The organism is Kineococcus endophyticus (assembly GCF_040796495.1).
Taxonomy (GTDB): domain Bacteria; phylum Actinomycetota; class Actinomycetes; order Actinomycetales; family Kineococcaceae; genus Kineococcus; species Kineococcus endophyticus.
In genome coordinates, this window is record NZ_JBFNQN010000018.1 from 38,790 (window position 1) to 55,288 (window position 16,499).

General features: G+C 68.8%; 17 protein-coding genes and 3 pseudogenes. 12 read left to right on the forward strand and 8 right to left on the reverse strand.

Annotated features, from left to right (window positions below):
• Nucleotides 1-34 precede the first annotated feature (34 nt).
• Together AB1207_RS22215 and AB1207_RS22220 are read left to right on the forward strand one after the other, a co-directional pair.
• Nucleotides 35-1,366 (forward strand): hypothetical protein, encoded by a 1,332-nt coding sequence (locus tag AB1207_RS22215; RefSeq protein WP_367640832.1) that lies wholly within the window; start codon nucleotides 35-37, stop codon nucleotides 1,364-1,366.
• Between the two features lie 60 nt (nucleotides 1,367-1,426).
• Nucleotides 1,427-2,026 (forward strand): hypothetical protein, encoded by a 600-nt coding sequence (locus AB1207_RS22220; RefSeq protein ID WP_367640833.1) that lies wholly within the window; start codon nucleotides 1,427-1,429, stop codon nucleotides 2,024-2,026.
• 39 nt (nucleotides 2,027-2,065) lie between these two features.
• Here AB1207_RS22220 and AB1207_RS22225 read toward each other — a convergent pair whose 3' ends face one another.
• From AB1207_RS22225 to AB1207_RS24525, 6 genes and pseudogenes are all read right to left on the reverse strand, one after another.
• Nucleotides 2,066-2,683 (reverse strand): hypothetical protein, encoded by a 618-nt coding sequence (locus AB1207_RS22225; protein ID WP_367640835.1) that lies wholly within the window; start codon nucleotides 2,681-2,683, stop codon nucleotides 2,066-2,068.
• The gene (locus AB1207_RS22230; protein WP_367640836.1) at nucleotides 2,680-3,732 is read right to left on the reverse strand and encodes an HNH endonuclease family protein; all 1,053 of its coding nucleotides are present in this window, start codon (nucleotides 3,730-3,732) and stop codon (nucleotides 2,680-2,682) included. The genes AB1207_RS22225 and AB1207_RS22230 overlap by 4 nt, the downstream gene beginning before the upstream one ends.
• Before the next feature lie 162 nt (nucleotides 3,733-3,894).
• Nucleotides 3,895-4,104, reverse strand: a complete 210-nt coding sequence (locus tag AB1207_RS22235; RefSeq protein ID WP_367640837.1) for a hypothetical protein — start codon at nucleotides 4,102-4,104, stop codon at nucleotides 3,895-3,897.
• Nucleotides 4,105-4,486: 382 nt separating this feature from the next.
• Nucleotides 4,487-6,382 (reverse strand): heavy metal translocating P-type ATPase, encoded by a 1,896-nt coding sequence (locus AB1207_RS22240; protein WP_367640914.1) that lies wholly within the window; start codon nucleotides 6,380-6,382, stop codon nucleotides 4,487-4,489.
• A gap of 76 nt (nucleotides 6,383-6,458) precedes the next feature.
• Nucleotides 6,459-6,926 carry an ArsR/SmtB family transcription factor gene (locus AB1207_RS22245; protein WP_367640838.1) on the reverse strand — a complete coding sequence of 156 codons (468 nt, stop codon included), beginning with the start codon at nucleotides 6,924-6,926 and terminating at the stop codon, nucleotides 6,459-6,461.
• A gap of 147 nt (nucleotides 6,927-7,073) precedes the next feature.
• Nucleotides 7,074-8,476, reverse strand: a pseudogene (locus tag AB1207_RS24525) (DDE-type integrase/transposase/recombinase).
• A 102-nt stretch (nucleotides 8,477-8,578) separates the two neighbouring features.
• On the opposite strand from AB1207_RS24525, the gene AB1207_RS22255 reads away from it, so the two are divergent.
• Complete coding sequence (locus AB1207_RS22255) at nucleotides 8,579-8,965, forward strand: hypothetical protein (protein WP_367640839.1); 387 nt, start codon at nucleotides 8,579-8,581, stop codon at nucleotides 8,963-8,965.
• A gap of 123 nt (nucleotides 8,966-9,088) precedes the next feature.
• Here AB1207_RS22255 and AB1207_RS22260 read toward each other — a convergent pair whose 3' ends face one another.
• Nucleotides 9,089-9,877, reverse strand: coding sequence for a hypothetical protein (locus AB1207_RS22260; RefSeq protein ID WP_367640841.1), 789 nt, complete (start codon nucleotides 9,875-9,877; stop codon nucleotides 9,089-9,091).
• 520 nt (nucleotides 9,878-10,397) lie between these two features.
• Between AB1207_RS22260 and AB1207_RS22265 the strand changes: the two genes are divergently transcribed.
• The 3 genes from AB1207_RS22265 (at nucleotide 10,398) to AB1207_RS22275 (ending at nucleotide 12,230) form a co-directional block, all read left to right on the forward strand.
• Nucleotides 10,398-10,907: a hypothetical protein gene (locus AB1207_RS22265; RefSeq protein WP_367640843.1), complete on the forward strand. Its 510-nt coding sequence runs from the start codon at nucleotides 10,398-10,400 to the stop codon at nucleotides 10,905-10,907.
• The gene (locus AB1207_RS22270) at nucleotides 10,904-11,617 is read left to right on the forward strand and encodes a hypothetical protein (RefSeq protein WP_367640845.1); all 714 of its coding nucleotides are present in this window, start codon (nucleotides 10,904-10,906) and stop codon (nucleotides 11,615-11,617) included. The genes AB1207_RS22265 and AB1207_RS22270 overlap by 4 nt, the downstream gene beginning before the upstream one ends.
• Before the next feature lie 115 nt (nucleotides 11,618-11,732).
• The gene (locus tag AB1207_RS22275) at nucleotides 11,733-12,230 is read left to right on the forward strand and encodes a hypothetical protein (protein WP_367640846.1); all 498 of its coding nucleotides are present in this window, start codon (nucleotides 11,733-11,735) and stop codon (nucleotides 12,228-12,230) included.
• A gap of 87 nt (nucleotides 12,231-12,317) precedes the next feature.
• Here AB1207_RS22275 and AB1207_RS22280 read toward each other — a convergent pair whose 3' ends face one another.
• Nucleotides 12,318-12,866 carry a hypothetical protein gene (locus AB1207_RS22280; protein WP_367640847.1) on the reverse strand — a complete coding sequence of 183 codons (549 nt, stop codon included), beginning with the start codon at nucleotides 12,864-12,866 and terminating at the stop codon, nucleotides 12,318-12,320.
• A gap of 209 nt (nucleotides 12,867-13,075) precedes the next feature.
• Here AB1207_RS22280 and AB1207_RS22285 point away from each other — a divergent pair.
• From AB1207_RS22285 to AB1207_RS22310, 6 genes and pseudogenes are all read left to right on the forward strand, one after another.
• Nucleotides 13,076-13,837 (forward strand): annotated as a pseudogene (locus AB1207_RS22285) (class I SAM-dependent methyltransferase).
• A 63-nt stretch (nucleotides 13,838-13,900) separates the two neighbouring features.
• A complete protein-coding gene (locus AB1207_RS22290) occupies nucleotides 13,901-14,191 on the forward strand; it encodes a hypothetical protein (RefSeq protein ID WP_367640848.1) in 291 nt (96 codons plus the stop codon).
• Nucleotides 14,192-14,386: 195 nt separating this feature from the next.
• The gene (locus tag AB1207_RS22295; protein WP_367640850.1) at nucleotides 14,387-14,857 is read left to right on the forward strand and encodes a hypothetical protein; all 471 of its coding nucleotides are present in this window, start codon (nucleotides 14,387-14,389) and stop codon (nucleotides 14,855-14,857) included.
• Between the two features lie 157 nt (nucleotides 14,858-15,014).
• Entirely contained in the window at nucleotides 15,015-15,377 is a 363-nt protein-coding gene (locus AB1207_RS22300; protein WP_367640851.1) for a hypothetical protein, read from the forward strand.
• Nucleotides 15,378-15,704: 327 nt separating this feature from the next.
• Nucleotides 15,705-15,959, forward strand: a pseudogene (locus AB1207_RS22305) (transposase); the annotation flags it as partial.
• A 321-nt stretch (nucleotides 15,960-16,280) separates the two neighbouring features.
• The gene (locus tag AB1207_RS22310) at nucleotides 16,281-16,415 is read left to right on the forward strand and encodes a hypothetical protein (RefSeq protein WP_367640853.1); all 135 of its coding nucleotides are present in this window, start codon (nucleotides 16,281-16,283) and stop codon (nucleotides 16,413-16,415) included.
• Nucleotides 16,416-16,499: the final 84 nt, after the last annotated feature.

Here is a 16,499-nt window from a genome sequence, read left to right on the forward strand (position 1 = left end):
CCCAGCGACGTTGTGCAGCGGCTAGCCTGCGATTGTGGGCAACACTCCCGGTAACTCCGCCCGTTCGGTGCCGTTTGGCAATAGGTCGACGTGGATTCTGTCTTTGGCGTCCGCGGGGATTATCTGCGCGTTGGCGTACGGCGCCTATGAGGCAATGACGCTGCTACCGGCCCGGTTCGTGGACGAGAGTTCATACATGACGGGCCCGGTCAACGCGAGGGTGCCTGACCGGGACGCCATCGAGAACGCCTACAACCAGGCCCGGGTGCCCATCGGCGTCACCGCGGCGGCGTTGCTGGCGGCTACGGCGGTAGCGGCCGGCGTCGTCATGAACAACCGGACTGTCTCCCTTGGTGCCGCCACCTTGCGACAGGCGAACCAGAAGGACCAGGACGACAGGAAGCAGTGGAGCGAGGAGCAGTTCTCCAAGCGGTATCAGGACGCGGCGACCCAGCTCGGGGATACCTCCGCCGCAGTGCGGTTCGCCGGGGTCTACGCGATGGTGCGCCTGGCTGAGGAGTGGACGACGCATCGGCAGGTGTGCGTGGACGTGCTGTGCGCTTACCTCCGAATGCCTCCGCCTAAGGAGCAGCAGAAGAACTCTGACGACGAGCGCGAGCTGGCCGCCTGGCGAGCGGAGTGGGAGGTGCGGCGAGCCATCCTCCAGCAGATCGAGCTGCACTGCCGTCCCGCCGAAGGAGAACAGGACGGGGCCTGGTCGTCGCTGCGCTACGACTTGAGCTGGTCCACGCTCGACGGCTTCGAGATGCACAACGCCGTGTTCAAGAACCTGTCGCTGTACGGCGTGACCACGACCAAGGGGTCAGCAGTCAATCTCGTCAACGTCCGGCTTGACGACAAGATCGACGTGCGCCAGCTCACGATCCAAGGAGGTTTCGGGGTCGTGACGTCTGGCACCGCGGACTTGAAGCTGACCGGGCTGAAGGTGGCCGGAGGCGCTCACGTGAACATCCGGCACGACACACCCAGACGTGACTCCGTCCGACTGAATGAGGTACGCCTAGAACCCGGTGCTCAGCTGACCTTGCACATTCCACCGCAAGGAGTGGCGAACTCCGTCACGGGTCGAGACATTCGCATCAGCTCCAACAGCAACGTAACCCTGTACGGGGAGAAGATCGTGCAGCCCTCTGGACCCGCCATCTGGCTCAGAGGAGTCCGCAAAGAGAGTGACGGCACTATCTCTGTCCACCACAACGTCATCGGCGCGCGTCTGGCGTCTGTCGAGTTCGCCCAGGACTCGCCGTCAAACAACTTTCACCAAACCGCTGTGAAGGTCATTGTGGACACGACGCAGCCCTCAGACCACATCGTCCGGTTTCCCGTCGACAAGTTGAAGGACTGAACCGTGCCGGCGCTATGGACGTCCATCAAGAACGGGGCCCGTGCCACCGGAACATGGGCGATGACTCGCAGAGAGGGTATCCGCTTCGGGTTTGAGGCGGGAGCGATCCTCCTTGCTGTGGTTGGGCTCGTCCTGTCGTTCTTCTCGACGCGAGCTGCCCTCGACGCGGCCGAGGCGTCGCGTGATGGTCTGCGGTCCAGTCTGGATCAGGCCAAGCTCCAGGGGGCCGTGCCGGAGTTTCTGGAGACCGCGTGGATCGAGGAGGACGGTGGCCGGCGCTTCTACCCGGCGGGCCTGGTGACAAACTCCGACGGAACTATGACCGTCAGTGATCTACAGGTCATCAACAAGGGCTTGGCGGCAACCGATGTGCGGGTCACCCTCTGGCCAGGAGAGGCGACCATCAACGAGAAGACCAGACAACTCACGCCTGACCCTTCCATCGGGCTGAGCTACTGCACTCAGGATGCACCTCTCCGACTTGAACCTCAGTTGATTACCGAGATCGAGTTCACAACTAGGTGCAGTATGTCCGAAGCCGCAACCCCCCTCGATCGAGCACTCCTCACTTTCAACTATGGCACTGGAGCCAGTGACAACGTCTACGTCCGGTTCGGTCAGATTCAGAGCACGACGGGAGGCTCTGGTGGGTCGCTGTGAGTCTTGGGGGCGCCGGTCGACGTCTCACGGCTTTCGCGCTCAAGCGAGTTCGCCGCGTTCGCGGTCGACGCGGCGGTTCTCCAGCGTCCGGCGGTATCGCTGGACGAAGTAGAACGGCACCGCGCACATGGTCACCGCGGCCAGGATGATGAACCCGACGAGGAAGACGGCTTGACGGTAGTCCTGGACCTCGGCCCAGGTCAGGGCGCCGGACTCCAGCCTGGACTGGATGACGTTGAAGCCGATGACCCACACGGCGATGCCGACGCCGACACCGACGACGGCGGTGCTCACGGCCAGGAGGCCGGGGCACATGAGGTTGCGCGCGACGGGCAGGCCCAGGGCCTTGTCCCGGGCGCGGGCGGCGCGCAGCTCCCGCTCCTGCTGGAGGGAGGACAGCGGCCACAGCAGCATCGAGACGACCATGAGTGCGAACCCGGCCCAGGACAGCCATCTGACGTCGGTGGCCACCGACAGCAGCATGACGAGCAGTGACCCGGCGAACCCGACGGCGAACATCGACAACATGCGCACCGCGGTGGGGCGTTGCCCGGTCGGTGCCCGGAGCACCTGCACCCCGGATCGGATGATGAAGACCAGGACGGCGAGGAACAGGACGGCACCGAGGATGCCGAGGACGTTCTGGCTGAGACTCACGAGGTGGTGACTTTCCGGTGCTGGGGTGCTGGTCGAACGTGGGGCGGTTGACTGCGACGTCGCGGGTGACGGCGCGGTGGGTGCAGCGGTGGGCGCGGTGGCGGGGTGGGCGGCGGCGTCAGCAGGTGGCCAGGAGCCGGTTGAGCCGCGTCCGCCTCGGCCTGGTCGACGCTGAGGCGCCAGGTGGCTTTCACGTCGATGTAGGCAACGGTGTAGGTGCACCAGCCCCCACGCCAGGACGGCAACCACTCGGCCGGGTCCTGGTCGGACTTACCGGAGTTCTCACCCTCGGTCGTGGCCACGAGGTTGGCCGGGTCGTTGGCGAAGCGCAGCCGCTCGTCCTCGGTCCACCCTGAGGCACCCGAGGCCCACGCCTCGGCCAGCGGCACCCGGTGGTCGATGGGGACCAGGCGGCTGGTCTCCTGCCCGCGCTGGAACTGCACGGTCAGCCCCGAGTACGGATCGGCCAGGACGCCGTAGGTGACGGCGCACCCGTCGGCTGCGGTCTTGACGTTGGTCAGGTCCCGGGCCAGGACGTCGTTGCGGGTCGAGCAGCCGTTGCCGTCCACGTCGGCCCAGGTCTGCCCGAACAGGGTCCGGGCGTACCGCTCGGCGCCGGCCTCGGGCGCCAGGGGCAGGGCGGTCAGCTTCACGCGCGCGTCACCGAGGGCCTGGGTGAGGGCGTACCCGCTGAGCATCCGGGCGCCCTCGACGGCGGTGGCGGTGGCGGTCGCGGTGGCGGTTGGCGCGGCGGGGGTCGAGCTGGTCTCCGAAGGCGAGAGCGTGGGCGTGGGTGTCGGCGAGGACGTCGGCGCCGAGCTGGTCGAGCTGGTCGAGCTGGTCGCCGTCGCGGTGGGACCGGTGCTGGAGGGGCTGGATTCGGTGGCGCTGCCCGGCGTACAGCCGGTGAGGGCACCGGCCACGGTGAGGGCGCCGCACAGGGCGCCGGCGGCCGAGGCGAGGCGACGCCGGGGCCGACGCCGGGGCCGGGGCCGCGGCCGGTACCGCGGCCGGTACCGGGGGATGCGCTGGGTTCTCGAGGTGGGCATGGCTGCAACTCCCGCAGTCGGTGTGGATCGTGGATGACGTCCGCGAGCGCCGGGGAGGTGGTCGGGTGAGGTTCTGGTCAGGCGGGATGACCGTGAGTACCTCTGCGAAGAGGCACATGTGCCCTGTCACACCGCATGTCCGCTCGCGATGCGGCGCAGGGTTCAGGAGGTGTACCCCAGCAGCGTGCCTGGCTCAGACAACTCCCGGCGGCTGTGCCGGGTCGGGTGGAACTGGACCAGGGTGGGTGGTTCGGCGGTGATACCGGTGTTGACCCAAGCGATGACGTCGCCGGAGACGTCGCCGGAGACGTCGCCGGAGACGTCGCCGGTGGCTTCGTCGTCGAGGACCTGTTCGATCCACGTCGGCTCCACTCCTGCGGTCCGTTCCCGGGCCCAGGCACGACGACGATGACGTTGGAGAAGTCGCACGCGTCTTGGCACTTGATGGTCACGACGGAGGCGGTGGCCGTCTCGACCTGGGTGCGTAGGCGTTGCAGCTGGGCGAGGTGGTCGGTACCCCGGTGTTTGCGTTTGCTGCCGCAGTCACCGCCGCGGCAGACGATGACGAGCGGGCGGCGAGGCTCGAGCGGTTCCTCACGAGTGCTGCGGCGTCTGGCCATCGCCTACGTCTCCTCCGCTGATGGGGCACGAGCGTGACGGGACCGTCACGTTGTCTGCCCGTCGGACCCGAAGAGGCCCCCACCCGCGGCGTGCGGCGAGGGCCTCTTCGGTGTGTTTGGTTTGGGCCAGGCGTTCAGTCCTTGGTCCAGTCGTTGGACCAGGCGTGAGCGCGCAGCAGCCGCAGCCCGTTGAGGGCGACGACGACGGTGGAGCCTTCGTGCCCGGCGACAGCCAGTGGCAGCGGCAGGTGGCCGACGAGGTCCCACGTCACCAGCACCACGATGAATGTGGCGGCGATGACGAGGTTGGCGACCACGATCCGATGGGCCCGCCGCGAGAGGGCCACCAAGCGGGGAACGGTGTCGATTTCATCGCGCACGATGACCGCGTCGGCGGTGTCCAGGGCGAGGTCGGAGCCGTGGCGGCCCATCGCCACCCCGGTGGCGGCGGTGGCCAGGGCCGGGGCGTCGTTGACGCCGTCACCGACGAGCAGGACCCGTTCGCCGGCCTCTTGCAGCTGGCTGACGATGCGGGTCTTGTCCTGCGGCAGCAGCCGGGCGTGCACGGCGCTGATCCGGGTGCGGGAGGCGATGTGCTGGGCCGTGGTCTCGTCGTCGCCGGTGAGCAGGTGCACCGGGGTACCGGTCAAGTCCGCTGCCGCAGCGACCGCGGCAGGAGAGGCCGGGCGTAGCCGGTCCACCAACGTGATCGTGCCTACGGCGGCGTCGTCGAGGTGGACGGTTACCACGGTGCCGACCTCCTTGCCGACCCTCTTGCCGACTTCGTCATCGGCGCCGTGACGATCATCGCGTTCGGCGCGCTCGACGCGGACGGTGTGCCCATCGACGGTGGCGCGGACCCCGCGGCCGGGCAGGGACTGGAAGTCCTGGGCGGTGGGGACGTCCAGGCCGCGTTCGAGGGTGGCCCGTAGGATTGCTCGGCCCAGGGGGTGTTCGCTGGACTGTTCGGCCGCGGCGGCGGTGCGCAGTACCTGGTCCTGGCTCAGGCGTCCGGCGGTGATGACGCGGGTGACCTCCGGGGCGCCTTCGGTGAGGGTGCCGGTCTTGTCGAAGGCGAAGACGCTGGTGCGCCCGACGGCCTCCATAACGGTCGCGGACTTCACCAGCACCCCGTGCCGGCCGGCGTTGGCCATCGCCGACAGCAGCGGCGGCATGGTCGCCAGCACCACCGCGCACGGCGAGGCGACGATCATGAAGGTGATCGCCCGCAATAGCGCAGCCTTGAAGGAGGCGTCGAAGAACACCATCGGAATGGCCAGCACCACCAGCGTGGCCACCACGACACCCAGGGAGTAGCGCTGCTCCACGCGCTCGATGAATAGCTGCGTCTTGGCCTTCGTCGCGCTGGCCTGTTCGACCATCGCCACGACGCGGGCGATGACCGATTCCCCGGCGGCGCGCTCGACGCGCACTCGCAGCGCGCCGGTGCCGTTGACGGTGCCGGACAGCACCTCATCGCCGGGCCGGCGCGGGACAGGGACCGATTCGCCGGTGATGGCTTGCTGGTCGACCTCAGACAGGCCCTCGACGACGGTGCCGTCGGCGCCGATGCGTTCGCCGGGGCGGATCAGGACGAGGTCACCGATGGCGAGGTTGGCGACGTCGACGTTCTGCTCGCTGCCGTCGGGGTGCAGGCGGGTGGCCTGCTCAGGAGCCAGGTTTAGCAGGGAGGTGACGGAGTCGGCGGTGCGTTGGGTGATGACCGCCTCGATGGCCCCGGAGGTGGCGAAGATGACGATGAGCAGCGCGCCGTCGAGGACCTGCCCGATGGCGGCGGCCGCGACCGCGGCCAGGACCATGAGCAGGTCGACGTCGAAGGTCCTCTCCCGCAGAGCTTGCAGCCCAGCCCAGCCCGGTTCCCAACCGCCGGCGGCGTAGCACGTGAGGTAGGCGGTCCAGTACGCCCAGGTGGGTGCGTTGGACAGTTGCAGCGCACCGCCGATCAAGAACAGCAGCAGCGCAAGGCCGGCCCAGCGGACCTTGGCCAGCTGGATACCGGTGCGGAAGATCGACGGCGGACGGGCAGGACCCGCCCGGCCCGTTCCAGGTCCGGGCGAGGGGTCAAGGTGCTGGTGACGCCGCCGCTCACGCTGTCGACTCCCGCGCCGGGCAGGTCGCGGCAGGTTCCGGGTCAGGGCCAGCAGCCGAGGCAGCAGCGGTGGTGAGGTGGTGGCTGTGCGTGCGGGCGGCAGTACCGGGGGCGACCCCGGCGCGTTCGTGTGCAGTTCGCGGCTCCAGGGCGTGTTCGGCCTGGGAGACGGCCTCGGCAACCAGGTTGCGGGCGTGGTCGTCGGTGAGGCGGTAGAAGACGCGGTTGCCTTCCTGCCGGGTGGTCACCATCCGTCCCCAGCGCAGCTTGCTCAGGTGCTGGGAGACCGCGGTCGGGCTCTTGTTGACGATGTCGGCCAGGTGGTTGACCGACAACTCCTCATCGCGCAGGGCCAAGATGATGCGGATGCGAGTGGGGTCGGACAGCAGTGAGAAGACCTCGGCGGCCACCTCGACGTACTGACTGTCCACGCCCAGCGTGCATCCCTTCGTACCTTCACTCATGCGAAGACTCTAACTCAGTTGTAGCTCACTCTGGAGGACGACTCCTGTTAGGTGCCTGCGGATTGCGAGGCCACCGACACGATGTGACGTCCGTGACCATGAACTCCGGGCGATGTGATGTATCAGGACATGGGTGACAGTTCTGCATCAGGACATCGGTGACTCTTGATGTGTCAGGACATCGGTGACAGTCGCTGCAGTGAGCGGTCGCCGGCCCGCGGGTCGGCCGTTGCCGACGTACCGCACGCCTGGGGCGGGGCAGGTGTGCTCGATCAGGACCTCGCCCTGAAGATCGGTGACGATGATCTTGTCGCCGTCGGTGGTGATGAGGACCTGCTCGAAGCCGTACTGCCCATCACCCGGTACTGCACCGAGTTCAGCATGAAGGTGCCGGCGCTGGTCAACGTCCTGAGACGGGTGTCGACGTGAAGGTCCAGCGGCGCAGCGACCGGCGGGTCGGTGCGCACGGTTGTAGATGTGCCCGTGGGTGTGACCCCGGGCGAGCTCAACCCGCTGGGGCCGGGCTCGGCGACCGCCCGCGAACGCCGCGGGTCGAGCAGCGGCGAGAACGGAGCGGCGGCCTTAGGTTGCTCGAAGTGCGGCCGCGGCGCCGCCGCCTTGGCGGTGGCCAGCCACGCCGTCAGGGGCGTGACCCGGCCTGGCAGACCTTGGTGGGGTCGCTGGGTGTTGTAGACGTCGTCGAAGGCGTCGACCTGCGCCTGCAGCTCGACGAAGCTGTCGGCCAAGGGCTGCTGGTCCAGGTAGCGGAACAGGGTCTGGTGGAAGCGCTCGTTCTTGCCTTGCGTGATGGGCTTGTACGGCTTGCCCGTGATCGCCTCCACCCCCAGGGCGGAGACGTGCTCAACGAGCCGGCCCACCCGCCCGCGCCGGGTGGGGTTCAGCGCGGTGCCGTTGTCGGTGAGCAGTCGTTGCGGGACACCGTGCGCGGCGACCGCCTTGTCGAACGTGGCGATGGCTGCCGCGGCGGTCTCGCTCGCAGCGACCAGGGAGGCGAGGGCGTAGCGGGAGTGGTCGTCCAGGAGCTGGAAGATCACGCACTTGCGTCCGCCGGTGAGGACGTACTCGGTGGCGTCCATCTGCCAACAGGCGTTCGGGGCGGGGTAGACGAACCGTCGCCACGCTGAGCGGGGCCGCTTCTTCGGCTCAGCGCGGGCCACACCCCGCTCGCGCAGGATGCGGGCCAAGGCGGCGGTGGAGGGCACCACCGGCAGGCCCATCGAGGTCATCTTGTCGTGCACGCTGATCGGGCCGTGGTCCAGGCCGGAGGCGGCCAGCGCGGCCCGGACCGCGACGGCCTGGTCCTTAACGTCCTCGGTCAGTCTTGTCGGGCTGGAGGCTGGGCGCCGGGATCGGGGCTCGAGCACCGCTGCCGGACCATGCTCCTGTGCTCGTCGGCGCAGCGCGTAGAAGGACTTGCGGGAAATGCCGTGCTCAGCGCAGAAGGTCGAGACCGCCCCGCGCGGGGCGTCTTGGGGCCACTGCGCGATGGCGAGGCGGATGCGAGGGGCGATGGGGTCATGAGCAGCCACCGCCGCAGCGTGAAGTCACTGTCCGCGAGCTCCACCGCGGGATGACCGTGACGTCGGTCAGGTCGCGGTTCCGCGGTATGTAAGGCGCGCGAGGATGGCCCTGTGTCGATCTCTTCCCCCAGTACCGGACCCAGAGCCCTGACGCCACGTGAGCGGGAAACGCTCACTGCGCTGCTGGAGCGGGGTTCCGACAACGACAGAGACTTTCCCGCCACTGCAGCCGACCGCGCCCGGTGGCTGGCCCAAGTGCCGCAGACCCTGGCCGGCCGCTCGTGCGGGTGCGGCAGCTGCCCCTCGATCGAGCTCACCGACGCCGAGGGCTACACGCCGGCCACCGGTGACAGGCGCGTGGTGCTGAACGCCGAAGCGCCCGGTGCCCTGCTGATGCTCTTCATCGACGAGGACAGGCTCAGTTACATGGAGCTCGCGCCCTTGAAGGACGACAGCATTGCCACTTTTCCCGCTTCCACGGACATCCAGCCCGTGTGACCCGCCCTCTCGCCACGACTCTGACGTCGCGGGGCGCCAGCGAAAGCGCGCGCACCGCGAGATGACCGTGCGCTGTGCAGGCCGCGAGATGACCGTGAAGTCGGTGGCGTACAGGTCCGTCGGTCACCGGTTCACGATCTGGGCGAGGCCGCGGAACCAGTGCTGCAGGTACGGGGTTTGGCCACGGCTGAGGGCGCGGTCGATGCCGTCCAGGACCATCTGCCGGCTCCAGTGCCCGCGCCGGACCAACTGCGGGATGACGTGGTTGTCCAGCCGCCGGTTGCGCCAGGGGGTGGTCTCGTCCCGCTGCGCCAGCGAGGCGCCCTCGATGCCGTCAACGTCGAAGATACGCGCAAAGGTCACCTGGACCAGGCAGGGTCGCTGCTCCAGGTAGCGCAACAGGTAGGTGCCGCTGCGAGCGCCTGGGACGCCAGTGGCCAGGCAGAGCACTGCTCCCGGCTGAGTCGGGGCGGGCACTAGACCCTCGTGGGCCCAGTCGAACATCGCGTCCAGCCCGCGGATGCGGTCTCGGGCCTTGGGGTTACGCAGGAAGCGGACCGACCACTCGGCGACGAAGGTGTCGAGGTCATCGGGGAAGAAGGCCTTCGGCAGGTCGAAGGCGTCGGGCATGTCCAACGGGGCATAGTTCACCGCCTGCGACACCGTGGAGCAGGCCAAGAGCGCGGCGGCGGCTGCTGACCAGTGCCCAGACCGCAGGGGACCGGACCACTCCCCGTCGGGGGCGCGTGCGCTGTCGGGGTGGGCGGTGACCAGGCGTTCGTGAGCGCGGACCTCTGGGCGCAGGCGCTGGCGCTGCGCTGCAGGTATCGAGAGGAGCACCTCAATGGCCTGATCGCGGCGGCCTCGACGCAGAGCCGACCACAATGCGGTGGTCTTCGGGGCTTGGTCCACCAGGGGACAGTACTGAAGACGTCACTCCCAATAGCACGCAGATCGGCATGGCCGTGACGTCCGTGACGGTGAAGTCGGGGCCGGCCCGGGTGGGCCACGGCCTGGCTCCAGCGGTGCTGCTCGCGTAGCCGGGTCCGCCCATCGACGCGCGCACCGCGTGTGGGTCGCCGGGCGCAGGGACTCACCCCGCGGTGGCCAGCTGAGGCAGCCCGACGGTGCTCCAAGGGCGGAGAAGTGTCACCACCACGAGGGCTGGAAGTGTCACCGGTGTCTTGATGCAGAACTGTGTGATGTATCCAGACATCGGTGACAGTTCTGCATCAGGACATCGATGACACTCGATGTGTCAAGACATCGGTGATGGTCGTGGGGTGGAGTAGGCGCCGACGCCCACGACTGCGCGCACAACGCGGGATGACCGTGCGCCGCTTGAGAAGCACGGCCTCGACCTAGAGTCGTCGCGCGACGAGGTGTTAACGGGGGGTTGACAGCTGTCGATGCAGGACGGTTCTCTGGACGCATGGACGATCAAGTCGGGTGGCAGCAGGTGCTGGTGCACCGCCCGCCGCATGAACGAGACGAGGCCGGTACACGGTTGCAGGGCAGTGGAACTGGTCCCGCTCACGTGGCGCAGGTGCTGCTCGATGCCGGGGACGCCTTGGTCGCAGCGGCCACCGCAGCAGAAGCAGCGGCGGAGGGGAGTGAGCGCTGGACGCAGAGGTTCGGTGGGGCGGTCGCTGTCGCGGCGGCGTTGACGGAGCTGCAGGCGCACGCCGCGGCGGTGCTGGAGCGGGCCGCCACGTTGCGTGGGCAGGTGTACGCCGGCTTGCTGCAGCAGCACAGCTTGGCTGAGGTCGCCCGTGCGCAGGGTGTCAGTCGTCAGGCGGTGCACCGCGCCGCCCGCACGGCTGGCGTATTGCACGAGCACCCGGCGATCTTGCGTCCGGTCGGCCTGTCGTCGGAGGGCCGGCGACCGGTGAGCGAAGGCGATCGACTGCAGCAGCCCACGGACCGAGGAGGACGGCGATGAGCACGGTGATGCACGGCGGCGCTGAGGCGGATGCCGCTCAGGAGGATGCCCGTCGCGCGGCCCGCTGGGCGCTGGGGGCGCAGTTGCTGCGCCGGGTGTCGGTGGCGCTGCTGATGGTGGTGCCGATGGGGATGTACGCCGCGGCGTTGGCCGACAGTAGTCGTGCTGTGGGGTGGGTGCTGCTGATGCTCGCGGCTGCGGCGGTGTGGTTGGCCGCCGATGCGGTGCAGGTGCGCGCCGGCTGGCACGTGGTGCCCGGTCAGCAGCTGCCGCGTCGGCGGGATGTGGCGTTGCTGGCGGCGGTGGACGTGGTCGGTGCGGTGCTGTTGATCGTCGGCTTCGCGGTGGTGTCGGGGGCGGTGGGGCAGGTGCCGGCGCTGTCGGCAGTGCCGGGAGCCTTCTTGTTGTACGAGCTGGCCTGGTTCTGCGCCGCGGCCGTCGTCGGTGCCCTGGTGAAGGTGCTCGCTCGTGGTGCGGGTGCCCGTCCTGGTCACGCGGGCCGGGGAGGGTTGGCCAGGCGTACCCGGGTGCGGGTGTGGGTGCTGGCGCCGGTGCACCTGGGCATCGCGGTGGCCGCGCTGCTGGTGGCGCAGGCCTGGGCGTTGCCGGAGGTGCAGGCCGATGATCTGGCGTTCAGCATGTTGGCGGCTGCTGCGTTGCTGGCGGCTCTTCCGCTGCTGCGTCGCGGGCTGGCAGCAGTTCACCGCTAGGCGACCGGGCCGAGCCTGAGCGCGCACCGCGGGATGACCGTGCGCACGCGGACCGCGGGATGACCGCGCCGCCGCGGCCGTTCCACCGAGTCGATCACCCCTAAGGTCGATGGTCGTGGCGCGGTGGTGGTCTCGTTGGCGGTCGGCTCCTCCTCAGGGCGAGGTGGCCGCGCCTCCTGCACCAACGGTTCCCGAGCGGGTCGCAACCTTCTCCGGTGTCAGTCGAGAGGAAGTCCTGGGTAACGGCACAGGCCTGTACGAGGTCGTCAGCGACGCCGGTGTGCACATCACCTTGCACGAGACCGAGTTGGTGCGGCTGGAACTGGCCGCCGTGCCGCGGGCCGAACTGACCTTGTGGTGCCGCTTCGACCCCGACTGGGTGCCGGCCGGGGCCGAGACGACTCCGGTGGTGCGGTTGCATTTCACCGATGTGGTGGTGGAAAGCATCGACGTCGACGAGGACGGCTGGGACCTGGCCTCTGGCAGCGACGCGCAGGTGCGGTTGATGGACTACGCGCCTGGTGACTGGTTCCGGCTGCAGACCTGGGCGTTGGTGGTGGACTTCCAGGCTGGTCACGTGGACCTGTCGCTGCATGCGACGGAGCCTGGATGAGCGCCTGACGTCAGCTGCTCCGACCGGGGGGGCGGGATGACCGTGACGTCGCGCCGTCGTGGACAACCGCGCGCGGCCTGCGCCTGCCTAGGCGTTTGCGACGCGCGGGTGCGGCGGCTTCGCGGTGTACCCGGGGAGGTCAGGGGCGAGGGTGACGAGCCCGTGGTCCCCCACCTGGCAGCCGTGCCCGATCACGCAGACACCGATGTCGCCCAGGTCGGCACCGACGACCCACCACTTGTCGTCGCTGTGGCGGTATCGGTGCGCTGACACGACCTGACCGTCAACGGTGACGCCGACGGGTTCCCATAGCGGCCCCGTCCCCCAGTTGGATGCCACTTCTTCACGGTGGTTCGCCTCGGTGCCGGGCAGGATGAGCAGAGCCTCTGCGATCGCGTCGCGCGTCGCGCCCTGCCAAACCCCGGGGTAGTCGGCTGGTCGGCAGATGGTGCGCATCCCTGGACGTCCGCCGCCAGGACCTCCGTGCAGGAGCGTGATCGTGTGCACGGGCTCGTCCTGGGGGTTCCACATCGACACGCCGCGGCGGCCGGTGAAGGAGTTGTCCAACCCGAGTACGCGGAAGGGCAGTGGTAGAGGCGGCGCCCACATGTACGTCGACTTGGCGTTCAAGATCACGAACGGCTCCCGGTGACTCGGCGGTGCAACTCCTTCGCCACTCTGCCGCAACGACCACCGCGACGGGAGCAGTCAGAGCATCCGCAATTCGGCAAGACCGTGACGTCGTGGGTCGCCAGCGCACAACGCGGGATGACTGTGAGGTCGTCGGTGCGCGGTCGCGGGCAAAGCCGTGGTGCACGCCGGCAGGCCGTGGTCGGATGCGGCTGGTGAGCGATGAGGAGTTCCGCAACCCACAACTGGCGGTCCTGTACGACGCGCTGGACAGCGACCGCAGCGATCTGGCCGCCTACCTCGCCCTGGCCGAGGAGCTGCGCGCACGACGGGTCCTGGACATCGGTTGCGGCACCGGGACCTTCGCGTTCCTGCTGGCCCAACTCGGGCATGACGTCATCGGGGTCGACCCGGCCGCCGCTTCGGTGCAGGTGGCTCGAGCAAAGTCGGGTGCGCAGCAGGTCCGGTGGTTGGTCGGAGACATGACCTCGGTGCAGGTGGGCGACCGGGACTTGGTGACGATGACCGCTAACACCGCCCAACTCCTGGTCGAGCCTCAGGCGTGGGCGGCGACGCTGAGCGCGTGTCGTGCGGCTCTGGTCCCGGGTGGGTACCTGGTCTTTGAGTCCCGCCGTCCCTCGGCTCGGGCGTGGGAGGGGTGGACGGCTCAACGGGACCCGACGCACGACCCGTGTGGAGGGGATGGGGACGGTGCATAGCCAGGTGGAGACGCTCAGGGTCCAGGAGGCGCTGGTGACTTTCCGTTGGACCTACGTCCTACCTGGTGCGAGGGAGGGGCGGTGACGGTGACCTCAACCTCCAAGCTGCGGTTTCGGGAGCAGGCTGAGCTCGAAGACGACGTGCGAGGAGCGGGGTTGGATGTGCTTGAGGTCCGAGAGGCCCCGGACCGTCCCGGGCAAGAGTTCGTCGTCATCGCACAACGGCCGACGCAGGTCATTGCGCGGACAGCGGGATGACCGGATGTGTTTCGCCCCGTCGAGGATGGGCCCTGCGAGTATGGCGGAGTGGACATTGCCAGCGTGGATCCTCGAGACGTCAGCTGGGAGACCGAACTCCCCGTCTACCGCGTCTACTTCTGGGGTCTGCCCGGGCCGGCTGCGGCCGCGGCTTGCGATGAACGGCGGGTCAGCGGGGCCGGAGATGTCGAGGAGGTCCTGCGGTGGGCGCACCATCAAGCCCAGGGTTGCGCCTTCGTGGGCTACGTCGAGGCCGGTGACCGTGATGATCGTGGTCTGCTGCGCCTGTACGGCGAGGACCCTTCCGCCAGTGACGACGGACCGTCCGGTGTGCCGGCGACGGCCACTGGCTGATGTCTCGAGGTGCATCAGCATCGCGGGATGACCGTGCGCGCGGGATCCCGACGCGGACTCACCTCTGGTGGTCGTTGACTTCCACCACGCGGTTCCTTCGGGGTCGCGACCAAGGGCCACTCGGTTCGTGCGCCCGACCGGGTGATCCCTCCTGTTCTCCGCTCGTCGTGGTGCCCGAGCAGGTAGGAACGCACCGTGCGCAAGGCGATGACGGCAGCAGTGCTGGTCCTGACACTGTCGGGGCTGTCTGCGTGTGCGAGGTCCGGTGAGGACGGTGGGACGAATCCTGACGTGCCGGCGACGGCGTCTCCCGAAGAGGTCGTCGCCGGTTACCTGCAGGCGTTGCAGGATCGGGACGAGGACGGGGCTGTCGCGTTGACGATTCACGCCTACGGCTGGGGTGACGGGTGGTCGGCCGATCCGCCGCCAACCCTGGACGTCGTGGAGGTCGGGACCTCGAGTCCGGCTCTCCTGGAGGGTCCAGTCCAGACGCAGTGGGACGACGCCGTCACCGTGCCGGCGAAGGTGGTGGTCGCCGGAGACGAGGACGTCGCCGACGGGCCCGCCGACTTGACGTTCACGCTGTGGCGCGGGCGCGTCAACGACCGCTGGTTGATCGCGGGCTTGGGGGCAAGCTCGGCGTCGGGCGAGGTGAGCATCGGCTGACGGGCAACCTCCCGAGCAGTTCTACGAGGACGGCGGACGACCGCGGGTGGCGGTGCGTACCGCGGTCAATCTCGGCAGCCAGCGATCGAACCCCCGCGCACGGCGGGATGACCGTGACGTCGTCGGAGCCCGGCGACCCCTCTGAGACGCTGCCCGCATGGAGAGCTCTGGGTGGGTCGCTATCCGCTGCATCTTCCGCGGCCAGGCTGAGGACCCCGGTGAGGTCGTCTACGAGGAACGCGTGACGCTCTGGCGAGACACCGACGTAGATCAGGCCATCGAGAAGGCCGAAGCGGAGGCGCAGACCTACGCGAGTGAGACGACCTGGGAGCCAGAGCGGGTGACCGAGTACCTGGGGCTTGCCCAGGCGTACACGCTGTCCGATGAGCCGGGGGACGGGGCTGAGGTGTTCAGCCTGATGCGGATGAGCGATCTGTCGCCGGCTGCCTACCTTGACCGGTTCTTCGACACTGGCCGTGAGCGTCAAGGGGACGTCGGTGGGTTTGCGGAGCTGGCCTGAGACCGCCTCCGCCCGTCTCGCGACGTCACGGACGGCGGGATGGGGTGAGTCCCCTGGCGTGGTGTAATTCGGCCCGACCAGCCTGGGGCTCCCCGGTGTGTCCAGGACACAGGTGAAGGCCACCGCGTGAAGCTCTGCGAGTACCCGCCAAGGAACTCGTAGAAGAAGGATCAAGGCGATGGCCCTCGAGGACCCAGTATGCCCTGCCCACCCTGCTTGAGGCTCTGAGCACCGCAGAGGACGGCCAGCTGATGCGCCGGATCCTGGGCTTGCTCCGGTAGGCCGGACACCTGAGATCAGGGGTGCGCCCCTGGGAAGATGGGTGTCATGTCCTCCTCGAGGAAGCAGCCTCGACCTCGGCGGTCGTTCACTGCCGAGTTCAAGGCCGAGATCGTCCAGCGGTGCCGGGCCGGTGATCGCAGCGTCGGGCAGGTCGCTCGCGACTTCGACCTGACCGAGACCGCGGTCCGTGAGTGGGTCCGCGCCGCCGAGCGGGACGAGCGCGGCGACGGCGGTCCAGGCGAGCTGTCCGCGGACGAGCGTGAGGAGCTTGCGCGGCTGCGGCGGGAGAACCGCCAGCTGCGCGAGGACGTCGGAATCCTCAAGCGTGCCATCGCTTTCTTCGCCGGCTGCGTCCTGATCGAGGCCCACGATGAGTGGCAGTCCGGGGAGCGGCGCTACCTGTCGGAGTCCTCGATGACGTTACTGACCCCGCCCGAACCAACCGTCCTGCCGACGCCCGCGCTGCGCGCGGACGCCGACACGAGCACCACGCTCGACACCACCGCCGAACTCACGGCATAGTCCGAACCCGCAGCGCTCCACGCGCGCAGAGTTACACCACTTTCGGGGACGTCATCGGTACGGGGCCAGCAGCTGGACTACTTCGACGGCTCCGATGCGGTGCAGCAGTGGCAGGCCGTGCGGGCGGCGCTGACCGGTCAGGCTCCGCAGCCGAGGGGCGAGGTCGTCTGGACCGGCGGGCGGTGGGTCAGCGACGACGACCAGGAGCTGCTGGTGCTCACCGGGCAGTGCTGAGCGGCGACAGCAGCGTGATCGGGCGGGGGACTGTGCGCCGGCCCGGCGCGCCGGGGAGGGTGGGGATGTGAGTTTGTCGGCGGT